The following is a 13858-nucleotide window of genomic DNA, read 5'->3' as shown; positions in this document are numbered from 1 at the left end:
GGTGTATCAACAATTCAACACTTGCTGTCGGTTCAGTCACAGACCGTGGCTAACTAGCTGATTCTTCGCCTATCCAATACTTGGCCCCGCTTTTGCTCAGGTGTCAGCCGTGGGGCACGACGCTCCCATCCACGTTGAGAGCCGGATCATGTCTACATACAGGTCATCATCTCGACGGGCGGTATCCAGTCGGTGGAACATCGACCCGTCCGACGACCACGTTGACTGCCCGATCCGGCCCACGGAACGCCAATCAGCGCTCCTCAATGGGGGCGCTGCCCGGTTTGAAAACAATGTTCGAATCCCGGGATCGGGATCGGATTGAGCAACCGAGTGCCAGCGATGGCAAGCGAATGGGCGATCGAGAGAGTCGAGTTGTCGAGCTTATTATGAAAAACAAGGATCAGGTTATGTCGCATTCTCGCGCCTTTCTTCCATTCGCGGACGATACGAAATCCTATGTGGCTCAAAGTAATAGCATCCCTTTGGGTGATGCATTGCCGATGGGTATTCTGGTGACCGATCGGGATGGCAAATGCCTTTACAGCAACAAGGCCTACCAGAAACTCTGTGGATGGTCCGAGGAGGAGATCCTTGGCTCGCTCTGGAGTGCGGTGATTCACCCGCACGATCAGCAGGAAGCGTTCCATCACTGGATTGCCGCGTTGGCGGAGCTGGAGCCATTCATGTTCGAGACGCGTATGCAGAGTCCGACCGGCGAGGTTATCTGGACTCGCCGCAACGCGGCCCTGCTGAACGAGAAGCTCCCCGATCTCGGGTACGTGCACACGATAGAAGACATAAGCGTCTACAAGGCGCATGAGGAGGCGAGGATAAAGGCTGAGGAGCAATTATCCGAGGAAAAGGACCGGGCGCAGGTGGCCCTGAATTCCATCGGCGATGCGGTATTGAGTACCGATATTGACGGCCGCGTCGTCTATATGAACGTCGTGGCGGAGGAATTGACCGGATTTAGCTGCAAGGACGCCGTCGGACGGCCCTTGAGTGACGTTTTCCACGTCGTGGGTGCTGACGGCCAAAAGCGGGTAGCCGATCCCGCCCGGCGTGCCATTCAGTCCAACAGTATTGTCGCTCTGGAAGCAAACGCCCTGTTGGTGGCCCAAGACGGCTCGGAGGTGGCAATCGAGGATTCGGCAGCACCGATACGTAACCGCTATGGTGTGGTTACCGGCGCGGTGATCGTGTTCCATGACGCGCGTTTTTCCCGAGAAGCCACGACTCGGATGGAGTACCTGGCGCGGCATGATGCCCTTACCAGCCTCTACAATCGCAACGCCTTTTTCGAGCGATTCAAGCAATCTCTGGAACTGGCAAGGCGGCACGACAAACAGATGGGCCTGCTGTTCATTGATATTGATAATTTCAAGACGATCAACGACTGGCTCGGCCATGACGGCGGTGACCGCCTGCTGGTTGATTTGGCACTAAAACTGAAAAATAGCGTGAGGACAACGGATACGGTCTGCCGTTATGGAGGCGATGAGTTCGTGGTGTTGTTAGGGGAGATCGACCAGCCGGGTCAGGCCGTCGCCGTTACTAACAAGATACGCGAAACCGCTAATGTCCCGATGGTAATCAATGGCTACGAGGTTCAACTCCAGATTAGTATCGGGGTGGGCGTGTATCCCGACGATGGGGCGACCGCCGATGAACTCCTGAAAAAGTCGGATAAGGCCATGTACCACACTAAATTATTGAACAAGAAGCCGGCTGCAGTGCGCGCACTGCCAAGGGGTGCAAGCCACCAATGACCGACTCAATACCGGTAGTGACTAGAGATCAGGCGGTCGGTTTCACGCTTGACCACGGCGTAACATTCGCAGCTATGTTCTTCCAGCCTTGGTCGGTCCAGCACGGTGATGCGCCCGCGGTGGTATTCGATAATCCCCAGGTTCTGCAGTTTGCTTGCGGCTTCGGTGACACCCTCGCGGCGGACACCCAGCATCTTGGCGATAAGTTCCTGCGTCATGTTCAACTGGTTGCCTTGGAGGCGGTCGAGCGATAACAGCAACCAGCGGCACAACTGCTTATCGATCGAGTGATGGCGATTACAGACGGCCGTCTGGGACATCTGGGTAATCAGCACCTGGGCGAACCGCAACATCAACAGCCGTACGTCGGCATCATTGTCGAACTCAGCCTTGAGTACCGATGACGGCAGCCGGTAAGCGAATCCTTCGCTTTGTACGACCGTGCGGTTGGGGGTGCTGTCGCCACCCATCAACACGGAAATGCCCTCCATACCCTCATTTCCCACGACCGAGATTTCGGCGGAGGAGCCGTCAAGCATCACGTAAAGCAGCGAAATGATGCAGTTGGTCGGGAAATACAGAAACTCTATCGACTGATCCGATTCGTGAATCGAATCGCCGAGGTGCATTTCGACCAGTTTGAGGTGCGGGAAAATCCGCGCTTTGGCACTGTCGGGCAGGGTGGCCAACAGCAGGTTCTGCTCGTAGAAGGGTGATGTGCTGATCATAGACACCGTCTTGATGGCGATAAAAATGCTGGTTGAAAACGTATCAGACTACGACGGGCTTGTTGATCCGAGGTGCTGCGGACAAATCTGCGCGAAGCGCCCCCAGGAATCGGATCCGGGTCGTTCTAATATTCCCGCAAACACCAAATTAAATCTTTTATTCTCCCATGCAGACGTTCGCTCCAGTGATCCACTTTTAAAGGCATTCGGCAGCACAAGCATTAGGTCTGAGGTGTTTCCCGTAACGAGGATTCCAATTTCTTTGTTTCGGTAATGTCGACCAAGGTGATGACCACGCCGTCGATCACATCATCCTGCCTGCGGTAGGGTCGGATTTTGACCGAATACCAGCGATCATCGTTGGTGGTGATCTCCTTTTCGATGATCGTGAGGCTGTCGAGGGTCTTGCGGGCGTCCTCCTCCAGTTCCGGGTAACGCAGGCTGGAAGTCAGGTCGCTGAGCGGGCGGCCGATGTCGCTTTTGCGCAGGTTGATAATTTCTGTGGCCTGCTCGGCGTAACGCCTTACGTTCAGGTCCTTATCCAAGAAGAGAACCGCGATTTCGATGCTGTTGAGCACGTTCTGCATGTCACTCTGAGCGAGTGCCAGGTCGTCGAGTTTGGTTTGCAACTCGGTATTAACGGTCTGCAGTTCCTCGTTCATCGACTGCATTTCTTCCTTGGAAGTCGTCAGCTCTTCGTTGGCGGACTGTAGTTCTTCGTTGGCGGACTGAAGCTGCTCGTTGGACGCCTGCAATTCTTCCCGCGTGGATTTTGCCTGCTGTTGCAGGCTTTCAATGACCTTCTGATACCTCAGGCTCTCGGCCGCGCGATCCGATTCGGCGCCCCCGGCCGGTTTTCGGCGGCTCGACACAGTCGGTGTGTTGGTATCGCGGAACACGACCATGGTCATGTCTTTCAGGACATCGGGTTCACTGAGGGCCTGGATGGTCACATCCACGGCCTGGGTGCCGGCGTCGGTCTTTACCGGCACCGCGGTAAGCTCGAGCGGTTCCGATTGGTCCGAGGTCTGCTGCAAGGCGGTATATAGCGCTTCACGCAGACCGTCACGGGCCATGGCATGAATGTTCCAGTTGGCTTTGCCGGCCGCGGGCTCCAGATACTTACCGGTGCGCCCACTGATATACACGATATCAGCATCATCATTGACGACTACGGCGGCGGGGGCATAGGACTGCAGGAGCACATGGTCCGCGGCGGACTGAAGGGTGTTGGTAGTCTCCTGCGAGGGATTCGCGTTGGATGGCATGTGGCGTGTCTTGTGCAAGTTGGACATTGGCGGGAAAGCTTTGAGCAGGATGTCAGCATGGCAGACGGATGAACAGGGTTTGTATCGGTAAAGTCGCATCCTAGGCTTGATTGGTTCGAACAGATGCGTCGTCCGGCCGATGGTTTCCGACGTGCCCAGCATCAGCAATCCGTTGGGGCGAAGGCTGTAGTGGAACAAGGGAAGTATCTGCCGCTGCAGCGTCGCGTCGAAATAAATCAGCAGGTTGCGGCAGGTAATAATGTCCAGCCGGGTGAATGGTGGGTCAAGAATGACATCGTGCGGCGTAAACAAGATCTTTTCGCGTATTGACGGCCGTATCTGGTAATGGTCGTCGTTTTTGATGAAAAAGCGCGCCAGTCGGCTCTTGGACACGGATTTTTCAATACTGTGTGGGTACTGTCCCCGGCGCGCCACGGTAATTGCGTCCGGGCTGATGTCGGAGGCGAAAATCTGGAGGTTCGGCTTGCGCGCGGGTTTAGCCCGTCCCAGTGCCTCGGTGAATGCCATGGCCAGGGAATAAGCCTCTTCCCCGGTCGAGCAACCCACCACCCAGGCTCGTAGGGTTTGTTCCGGTGGTTGGTTGGCGATCAGGTCTGGCAGGACATCTTTGATTAAATAATCCCAGGTGTCAGGATCCCGGAAAAACTCGGTAACGCCGATCAGCAGTTCCCGGAACAACATCTGTACTTCCTGTTTGTTATCGGCCAGGAAGTGGGTGTAATCGGACAGATCCGAAATCCGATGGATCGCCATGCGGCGCTCGATCCGTCGGTTGAGGGACGAGGGTTTGTAGTGAGAAAAGTCATGCCGGGTATGCTGTTGCAGCACGCTGAGGAGGGGGGCCAGTCGCGTCATGGACTCGGGGGATTGGTGATCACGACCAGGGCTCTCACCCGGCTCAAGCACCCGCCGGACATACTCCAGAATGCGAGCCGGCATTTCATCTGGAGGCGCCACAATATCGGCACAATCTGCCTTTATGGCACTTTTCGGCATGGCGTCGAACTGCGCTGAATCGGGCGTTTGCACCACCGTTAGCCCGCCCGTGGCCTTGATGGCCTGCAGACCCAGAGTGCCATCAGACCCCATGCCCGAGAGCACGACGGCAATGGCCCTTTCGTTGTGGGCGCTGGCCAGCGATGAAAACAGCACATTGATGGGCAGGCGCAGCCCCCGGATCTCCTCTGGCTCCTTCAGCTTCAGGGTCTGATTGAATACCCTCAACTCCCGATTTGGGGGGATGACGTAGACCGAATCCGCGTGTATGGGCATGTCCTGGTGGGCTTCATGCACCGGCATCTCGGTATGGCGCTGCAGGAGCTCCGGCAACAGCGATTCCTGGGTCGGGTCGACGTGCTGGACGACCAGAAATGCCATGCCCGTGTCGCGGGGCGTGTTGTCGAAAAAGGCTTCGAACGACGCCAAGCCACCCGCGGAGGCGCCAATGCCAACGATATACATCAGGACGTCGCGGAGTGAGTCGTGGCTTCAGTGAGTATCAGCAGGACACGGTCACCGGTAGATGCAGACCGTGCGCTGATCGTTACCTGCCGGCGATCGGCAAGTTCAAACGTCGCATTCGCTGGGCCCTGTTTCCCCAGATTACTGAGAAGGGCATTGATAGCGCCTTCCTGCCCCGGTGCCAGCAGTGCGCCGAGGGCTTTGTCCGCAAGATCCGTGGCTAGGCTGCCGAAAAGCACGCCTGCGGCCTCGTTGCCTTCAATAATCTCACCGTCGTTGGCCACGATCAGATAGGCGGCAGGCGCCTGTTCGTAGAGCGAGCGGTATCGAGCGAGTTCCTCGCTGAGCTCGTGCTCGTTGGCTTGAAGCTGCTCGTACAGCAGATCTAGTTCGACCTGATAGGTTTGCAGCTCATGGAGCAGCTTGAGGGCGTCGGCAGCGGATTCCGGATCTCTGGCACGCTCGAACAGCACCCGCAGAGCATCCACGGTGAGTTTGCCGCCGCTGCTACGCGGTGCCACACCCTGTTCAATGAGGTTCCGGGCACTTTGGCGCAGTAGCTCATGGTTTTCGGCATTCGGGTCACCGTGCTTGTTGGTCATATTGTCTCCTTGACAGACGCGCGTTCCAGAGTGCCTCTCGAAGTCGGCGCCAGGTGGGGTCTCGCCTGGGTCACATCATCCAAGTCTACTCCCCCTCGAGGCACCCACGATAAAGCGTCGGCTGGAATTGCTAACAGACCAACGTTGTGTGCGTTAGCGAACAGACGATATCCGAGCCAGGCCCCAACCTGCAGTAAGACACTGGGTTTCTGAAAAAGATTCGCCTTGCCTGGGTTCAGGTTCGGATCGAACGACCGAGTGTCAGCGATCACAACAGATTGTGTTACCGGAAAGCGAGGAGTTGAACGTATTTCCACTATAAATGTTGTAGCAGAGGGCTCGACCGGAGCGAGTTGCGATGAAGTCATCGGACGGCCGGGCGCTCGATATACGGATGTTCCGAATATGGATGTTCCGAGGAAAACCGCAGCGATGAATGACGACAGTTGCATGTTCCGGCGCTTGCCGATCTTCAGTTTGCGTGGCCAGGAAGGGATCGACGAGGTTCGGCAGATCGCCAAGCCGTTCTTCTGGCAAGTTGTCGGCGTCGAAGACCCGGATCAGTTGCGCCGGCAAATCAAGAGCGATTGCGTTCGGGTGGCGTTGATCGATCTTCGCGGCGGCATGCAGTCGGCGATGAGCTGGCTGCCTGCCTTCCGCCGGCAGTTCCCTTGCCTGCAACTGGTGGCGATCATCGAAAAGCCGCAGGCCGACAACCCCGACTACGCCAGTTTCCTGCACGCCTACTTCTTCGATTTCTGCTTTGCCCCGATCGAACCCACCCGATTGACCTTTTCGATCGGGCACGCCTGGACCATGGCGCGGATAGCGGACTTGCATGTCGCGAGTGTCGACGCCAGCGGTCCTGGGGGCGGCAGCAACGAAATCATCGGCCATAGCGAGGCCATACAGTCGGTGCGACGAAAGGTACACCGCTATGCCGGCAACAACCTGCCGGTGCTGATCACCGGTCCCACCGGTACCGGCAAGGAGCTTGCCGCCCGCTCGATTCATCGGCAATCCGAACGAGCCGACAAGCCATTCGTCGCGGTCAACTGCGGCACGCTGAGCCCCAACCTGATTCAGTCCGAGCTGTTCGGCCACGAGAAGGGCGCGTTTACCGGTGCGGCCAAGCGACGAATCGGCTGGGTGGAACAGGCGCAGGGCGGCACCCTGTTTCTCGACGAGATCGGCGATCTGCCGATGGACGTGCAGGTCAACCTGCTGCGCTTTCTCCAACAGGGCGAGATCCAGCGCGTTGGCGGCGAGACCACGGTGACGGTTGATGTCCGCATCATCGCCGCCACGCACATCGACCTGACCCATGCGGTGCTCGATGGCACGTTCCGTGAGGATCTGCTTTTCCGGCTCGACGTATTGCCCCTGGACATGCCGCCATTGGCCGATCGTGGTAGCGACGTGCTCGAGCTGGCTCAGTTCTACCTGGAGCGTTTTTGCAATGAGCTCGGGGTGGTGCGAAAGCGCTTGAGTCCGGCGACCGAAGCGGCGATGCGTACCTATGCCTGGCCGGGCAACATTCGCGAACTGATGAACCGGCTGCGTCGCGGCATCGTCCTGGCAGATAGCAGTACGGTGTCGTTACCCGAGATCAAGTCCTATCACGAAGACGAACCCGACGTTCCTTCGCTAGCGCGTGCTCGGGATCTTGCCGAGCGGAGCGTCATTGCCCAGGCGACCGCCCAGGCGGGGAACAACGTGACCGAGGCCGCCCGGCTGCTCGATGTCTCCCGCTGCACCCTGCATCGACTGATCCGTAAACACGGTCTGTCAGTCGACTAATCCCTGGTTACGCAATGAGCCGGGTCCATGTCCCCTTGGGCCGGCTCAAATCCGCCTGATCCTCAGCGTTGCATCGCTGCAATCGCTCTCCATTTCCCCTGCATTTTTCCGTCGATCGCGCTTGCGGGTGCGATTCAGCGCCTTGCCATTCTGGTACGCCTTCGTACACCACGAACGCGGTGTATCGAAACTGAAACACGTGGGAAATCACGGAAATGCGCCACAAGCGCGTATTCGCCATCTGCCGCCTTATGCGGTGTATCAATGCCGCGACACTTCGGCCTCATCACACCATCAGCGTCACTTAACCATCTGTTTATCAAACAGTCTTTTTATTGGCCCAGCTCTTGCAACCCTGTTGGCCATGGGGGCACCGCTCCCCGACACATTCCACGGAGCCAGATCATGAACAACGCGATTGGCAAACAGAAAACCACCTTGACGGAAACGACCCGGATGATCGCCAACGGCGGTCAAGGGACGCAGGAGCGACGCTTCCCGCACGACGTCAAGATCCCGCTCACGCTGGTGCTGGCTACTACCGGTGCGCTGGTCGCACTGATGATATCAGGCAACGCGTTTGCCGCTGGGTCCCGTTCTGCCGTCGAGGCCAAGCCGGGCGAGATCGTCATGCTACGGGCCGTACCGGCCCGCCCGGCAGTGCGCTCCAAGCAGCCCGGGAAAGCCTTGTTGATCGATGCCAGTCCGAAATCGGAACTGGACCAAGGTTTTTCTAATTTGGAAATTTCGTCCAATGGTTACGGCCAGGTAGCCGCCGGGGCAAACAGTAGTCCTGTCGTCCCCACCGGCCTTGGCGCAACGATTTCCTCGATCACCCAGCAACAAATGGGTGGCTCGACGCACCGTAGCGATTCCGCGCCCTCCGCTGCGGGTGGTGCGATCGGCTCGGCGACCGGATCGATCGGCTCGACGGTGACCGGTGCCTTGTCCAGCTCAGGTCTGATGGGAGGGCAACGCTGATGGCTACGCAAAACAAGCAGATGATCGACTTCACACGCCTGGTTCGATTCGCCTTGGTGGCGTTCGGCCTGTTCGCCCTGGCGATGACCGCCCAGATGATCTACGCCGGCGATGCGCGTGCTGACGACGCTCCCTCGGACTCTGACGATTACAGCTGGATGATGGGCGTACTCAATAACAACCACATTGGAGAGCGCTTCGCCCAAGGGGCGACCGGCAACGTGGCGGTGAATGCGGCGGCGGGTTCCGCGAACCTGCAGGCCAACCTACGGGCTCTGAACGGCACGATCCAGGCCGCGCAACGTATCGACAACCCGGGCTTGGTGATACCCGCGTTCATGAACGCGCAGACAGTTATCGATGAGCAGGCATTTTCCCGCGGACATGGCGCCTTGGGTGTCAATCAGGTCGCCGGTGACGGCAATGCCCAGATCAATTCAATGGCCCTTGCCCCAGCAGGCAAGGGATTCAAAGAGATTCGTACGCTTGGACCGGTGAACACGGTGCAGGCGTCGAATTCGGCCGCCCAGGACGGGCAGTCGGGGGAGGACTCTTCGGGACGGTATAGCGCGGTTGTCTCGGACACCGCCTTTAACGGATTCGGAGGGGTACTCCAAATCAATCAGGTGTCGGGAAGCCGAAACGTGACAGGCAATCACTTCTCGTTTTCCGGCCAACGACCCTGAGATCATGATCGAAGTAACCCCAACAAGAAGGTAAATGATATGAAAACGCAACTCAAGATGACATTGGTCGCTTCCGCCGTTGCAGCGGTAATTTCCGGCCCAGCCATGGCGATGGGCGGCGACTACGTCGACTACGTCAACAACGATTACGGCGATCAGTACGAGCAGGACATCGACCGTGACGTTTCCATCGATGTTGACAAGAACATCAACACCGATGTGAACACCGACGTTGCCGTCGACCACGACATCAACATTGACAAGAACATCGATGTTGATAAGAACGTTGATGTCGAGAAGAACGTCGCGGTCAACAAGACCCATAACGAGATGGAGCGGGTCGATCGCGTGTTGCGTGACATCGCCATCAACGCCTCGGCCGGTGCCACAGCCAACGACCGTCAGATCAACCAAGGGAACACGGTCGATAACCTCGGCGTAACCAACGACGCGTTCATCAGCGACAACGTCGGCAATGGCGCTTCGGGCAACATCGGCATGAACGTCGCCGCTGGTGATACCAACGTGCAGGACAACGCTGCAGCGCTCGCCGCTGTAGACGCCGGTTTCGTCTTTGGCGAATCCTACTCTGAAGTGAATGTTGCCCAGACCAACACCGACAACGAGACGATGAACGAAGGTGTCATCAACGGCGCTAACGTCCAGCAAAGCGCGTTTGCCAATGCCTCGGGCAACATCGGCGTCAACGTCGCTTCCGGCACCGGTAACGCTCAGAAGAACACCATGGCCGCGTCCGTTTCCACGGCTCGCATGGCTAGTGCCTCCCTGAACAGCAACCAGGAGTCGTACGACAACAACATCCGTAACGAAGGTCGTGTTGCTGAGTACACCGAGACCACGGCAGTCACCCTGTCAGGTACCGGCACTTACACCGGTAGCGGCAGCGGCCAGATGAGCGCTGACATCACCGGCTCGATGGACCAGATCGGCGATGTCTACCCGGACCAGTGGGACGACGCTCCGCACCCGAACGGCGATGCTGATGGTCACTTCGACCTCGACACGGCCACCCAGGGCGGTTCCGACCTGAACGACGACGGCGGGGCTTTGGCCTTTGGCGCCTCTGACATGGAAGCCAACGGCAGCATCGGCTTCCGTGAACGCGGCACCATCGATCTGGCAGGTGTTAGCGGCGAAGTGGCTACCACTCGCTACGTGGTCGTCAACGCCGAGAACAACGCCTTCCTGTCAGACAGCGCGTTCTCCAACGCTTCGGGCAACATCGGCGTGAACGTTGCTTCGGGCACCGGCAACCTGCAGAGCAACTCGCTCTCAATGGCCGTGGCTTGCAATACCTGCGTCGGCGGTAGCGCTGGCAACGGCGGCGGCGAGCAGTAATTAATAACCGATAACCCATCGGTCGACGGGGCGCGCAAGCGCCCCGTCTTTCCAGACGGCAACACTCGATCGGTGCCGTCCGGAAAGACGACAGACCACAGCAACACCTTTGAATTTCCAGGGAGCATCACCTTGCAGGCACCGTCCATCACATCCTCTATCCCCGGTCCCGCTCGGACGCATCGCGCGTCTAAAGGGCTGTTGGCGGTAACCGGCGTGATGACCGCCGGCTTGATGACCGCGATGGCTGCCTTGCCGGTCCAGGCGGCCGATGTTCAGTTTGCCGGGATCCTGCCGCATGGCCAAGTGATGGAAAAGCCGGTGGAAAGCATGCTGGAGCGGCGCTATCGCAACGTCGTGCGTCAGCAATTCGATTTCTCCTGCGGGGCGGCGGCACTCGCCACCCTGTTGAAGCACGCCTACGGCCTGAACCTGGACGAGGCGACGGTGCTCGCCGGGATGTGGGGTGTTTCCGATCACGAGCAGGTGCGCACGCGCGGCTTTTCCCTGCTCGAGATGAAGCATTACCTGGCTGAACTCGGCTATCGCGGACGCGGCTACGAGATCGATCTTGCTCGTCTGGGCCGAATCAGCGTCCCCACGATCGTTTTGATGGACATCAACGGGTACCAGCACTTTGTCGTGCTCAAGAGCGCCGCCAATGGCTACGTTCACGTCGCCGACCCGGCCCTGGGCAACAAGCGTTACACGACGGAAGAATTCATCGAGGCCTGGCCGTCGCAAACCGTGTTTGCGGTGATCGGGCCCGGGTTCGATCGACAGACGGTGCTGCTGGAGGACTCCGGCATTCCCGATAGCGGCGAGCTGCATCGTCGATCGGGATTGGTGCCCACGGCCGACCTGCTCGATTTCGGTTTTAAGCATGCCGACCTGTTCTGAGGTCGACGGCTCTTTGAGGGCAAATATCATGAATAGCAAGCGTTTGAACAGCATTCCATCGATTCACGATCACGACCGGCACGTGCCCGGTCTGCCGACCAAGGCGTTGTTGGTCGGGGGCGTTGCGATCGGCGTGGCCGTTGCCGGATTGTTGATCAGCGGAAAGGTGCTTGCCGCCAATCCCTACATCGTGTCATTGACCAATCCGGAACTGGCCGAGATGCGCGGACGATTCGTCGCTGCCGACAACCGCGTCATGTATTTCGGCGTCGAGATGATCACGCAGTGGCAGACCTCGAGCGGCACCATGTCCGGCGCACTGACGGTTGGCATCGATCGGGCCGGGGGCCGACCCACGATCACTTTCGCGCCTACGGTGACGATCGAGGGCTCGCCGAGCGTGGCCACCTCGGGCACGCATACGGTTGCGGGAAACAATACCGACGACACGCGCGGTGTTCGCCAGCAAATCCAGGTGGCGGGTAACGATAACCGTGCCGCGAATCACTTTGACGTGAGCATCGAGCCGCATCGCGGTGGCACGGCGTCGAGCGGCGGTTCCAACGTGGAAACCCAGCAAGGGGGCGCCGTGGTGACTTCCGGGCTGTCCGACGGCGGACGACAGGCGGGTGTAACCATGCAACTGGGCAACTCCCGTGTCTTTCAGGGCTTCCAGTCCGGTAATGCCACTCAGTCGATCCAGTTGGCAGGTGACCACCAGGTGGTCAATAATCAGCTGCGCCTGACGGTCGGCATCGATCCAAGCCAAATGAACAATCGTGAAAGCCTGCAACGTCAGGTAGGACAGTCGCTGGCCACATTGCGCGGCGGCATTTGATTTGTATTGATAACGACTTGCAATCGAGGGTAATTTCCCAAGGAGACGGGTCAATGGAAGTACCGAAGAAGGTAGGAGCGGGGCGCTTGATGAGTCGCGTCCCGGTGGGATTGTCGACGCTAACGGTTTGTGTGTCCCTGGGGTTGGCGCCGATGACCTGGGCGGCCAACGAGGCAGATAACGTTCAACAACTGCGCTCCGAGCTGGACGAGCTCAAACAACGCTACGTCGACGAAGTGCGGCGATTGCGCGAGATCGATGCCCGGTTGATGGCCGCGCAGACTCGTCTGTCAGAGGCCGGAGTTTCGCCGGAAGGTGATCTCGACGCGCAGGCGCCCCAAAGTGCGGCACAGGCCCCGGTCAGCGAGAACGGGGACGGAGAAACAGCACGCACGGCGCCAACCGCCGAGGACAAGCGAGAGGCCACCCGTCGTAGTGTCGATGACTTCATGCAGCAGGAACACGTGGCCTTCGATCGGCCATTTGTTCTCGAGGCGGGTATGGAATACAGCCGTTACGATCGCACGCAGTTGACGCTCAACGGCTTTCTCGCCCTGGATGCGATCTTTCTTGGCAATATCGCGGTCGACAATGTCGCCTCCGATACCTTCAAGTACACGCTGGCGGCCCGATACGGCCTGACGCCGCGCTGGAACATCGGCATCTCGGCACCGTTCATTCAGCGTTTCACCACCTATCAGAAGGGCGGTGCCGGTGGTTCAGCGGCCGCTATCGCCGAGGTGGATCAGAGCAGCGATCTGGCCATCGGCGATACCACGGTCAACGTGAGTTATCGACTGTTCCCGGAAACGGCCACTCGACCCGACGTGGTGCTGACCGGCAGCGTGATCGCGCCCACCGGCCAGGAGCCCTACGGGACCGACTGGCGGGTGATCGAGAAGCCCGGCGATGACTTCATTCGTTTTGCGGTGCCCGAAGAACAGGCAACCGGCAACGGGGTTTGGGGCGTGGGTGGCTCGGTATCCATGGTCAAGACGCTCGACCCGGCCCTGCTGTTCGCCAACTTCGGCTACACGCATTATTTGTCGCGGGATTTCGACGACCTCAACAACGACCCTGATACCGTCACCCCCGGTACGGTCAGCCTCGGCGACAGCTGGAACTGGGGCCTGGGTCTGGCGTTTGCGTTGAATGATCGCGCCAGTTTGTCGATGTCGTTCTCCCAGCAGATCAGTGGACAGGCTCGTACCCGCGCGGACGGTGACAGCTGGGTTGACCTGGTCGGCAGTGACGGCAACTCAGCGATGTTCAATCTGGGTCTGACGTACGCGCTGGGCAAGAAAACCACCCTGGTCACCACCCTCGGTGTCGGCCTGACGCCGGATGCCCCGGATTTCAGCCTCGGTATTCGCATTCCCTACGCGCTCTGACCGCCCGAAAGGGTGGCGTCGACCGACGCTCCTGCGGTCTTTCCTCCGTCG

General features: G+C 58.9%; 11 protein-coding genes. 8 read left to right on the top strand and 3 right to left on the bottom strand.

What is annotated here, in order from left to right; translation table 11 throughout:
* The first annotated feature begins 389 nt into the window (after positions 1–389).
* Positions 390–1772 carry a diguanylate cyclase gene (locus tag ABGV18_RS07045; protein ID WP_396585424.1) on the top strand — a complete coding sequence of 461 codons (1383 nt, stop codon included), beginning with the start codon at positions 390–392 and terminating at the stop codon, positions 1770–1772.
* 5 nt (positions 1773–1777) lie between these two features.
* Here ABGV18_RS07045 and ABGV18_RS07040 read toward each other — a convergent pair whose 3' ends face one another.
* The 3 genes from ABGV18_RS07040 to ABGV18_RS07030 all read right to left on the bottom strand — a co-directional run bounded on the left by ABGV18_RS07040 (position 1778) and on the right by ABGV18_RS07030 (position 5852).
* The gene (locus ABGV18_RS07040; protein WP_396585423.1) at positions 1778–2500 is read right to left on the bottom strand and encodes a helix-turn-helix domain-containing protein; all 723 of its coding nucleotides are present in this window, start codon (positions 2498–2500) and stop codon (positions 1778–1780) included.
* A gap of 221 nt (positions 2501–2721) precedes the next feature.
* Positions 2722–5250 (bottom strand): chemotaxis protein CheB, encoded by a 2529-nt coding sequence (locus ABGV18_RS07035; RefSeq protein ID WP_396585422.1) that lies wholly within the window; start codon positions 5248–5250, stop codon positions 2722–2724.
* Positions 5250–5852, bottom strand: coding sequence for a PAS domain S-box protein (locus tag ABGV18_RS07030; protein ID WP_396582834.1), 603 nt, complete (start codon positions 5850–5852; stop codon positions 5250–5252). The genes ABGV18_RS07035 and ABGV18_RS07030 overlap by 1 nt, the downstream gene beginning before the upstream one ends.
* A gap of 432 nt (positions 5853–6284) precedes the next feature.
* On the opposite strand from ABGV18_RS07030, the gene ABGV18_RS07025 reads away from it, so the two are divergent.
* From ABGV18_RS07025 to ABGV18_RS06995, 7 genes are all read left to right on the top strand, one after another.
* On the top strand, positions 6285–7652 hold the full coding sequence (locus tag ABGV18_RS07025; RefSeq protein WP_396585421.1) for a sigma 54-interacting transcriptional regulator: 1368 nt from the start codon (positions 6285–6287) through the stop codon (positions 7650–7652).
* Positions 7653–8057: 405 nt separating this feature from the next.
* Entirely contained in the window at positions 8058–8633 is a 576-nt protein-coding gene (locus ABGV18_RS07020; protein ID WP_396585420.1) for a hypothetical protein, read from the top strand.
* Positions 8633–9319 carry a hypothetical protein gene (locus ABGV18_RS07015; RefSeq protein ID WP_396585419.1) on the top strand — a complete coding sequence of 229 codons (687 nt, stop codon included), beginning with the start codon at positions 8633–8635 and terminating at the stop codon, positions 9317–9319. The genes ABGV18_RS07020 and ABGV18_RS07015 overlap by 1 nt, the downstream gene beginning before the upstream one ends.
* Positions 9320–9358: 39 nt before the next feature.
* Positions 9359–10678 carry a hypothetical protein gene (locus tag ABGV18_RS07010; protein WP_396585418.1) on the top strand — a complete coding sequence of 440 codons (1320 nt, stop codon included), beginning with the start codon at positions 9359–9361 and terminating at the stop codon, positions 10676–10678.
* 219 nt (positions 10679–10897) lie between these two features.
* On the top strand, positions 10898–11578 hold the full coding sequence (locus tag ABGV18_RS07005) for a cysteine peptidase family C39 domain-containing protein (protein ID WP_396585417.1): 681 nt from the start codon (positions 10898–10900) through the stop codon (positions 11576–11578).
* Complete coding sequence (locus ABGV18_RS07000) at positions 11562–12416, top strand: hypothetical protein (RefSeq protein ID WP_396585416.1); 855 nt, start codon at positions 11562–11564, stop codon at positions 12414–12416. The genes ABGV18_RS07005 and ABGV18_RS07000 overlap by 17 nt, the downstream gene beginning before the upstream one ends.
* Before the next feature lie 53 nt (positions 12417–12469).
* Positions 12470–13807: a hypothetical protein gene (locus tag ABGV18_RS06995; RefSeq protein ID WP_396585415.1), complete on the top strand. Its 1338-nt coding sequence runs from the start codon at positions 12470–12472 to the stop codon at positions 13805–13807.
* Positions 13808–13858 lie beyond the last annotated feature (51 nt).

Source organism: Guyparkeria halopsychrophila (assembly GCF_044582135.1).
GTDB lineage: Bacteria > Pseudomonadota > Gammaproteobacteria > Halothiobacillales > Halothiobacillaceae > Guyparkeria.
This window is presented reverse-complemented; position numbering and strand designations above follow the sequence as displayed.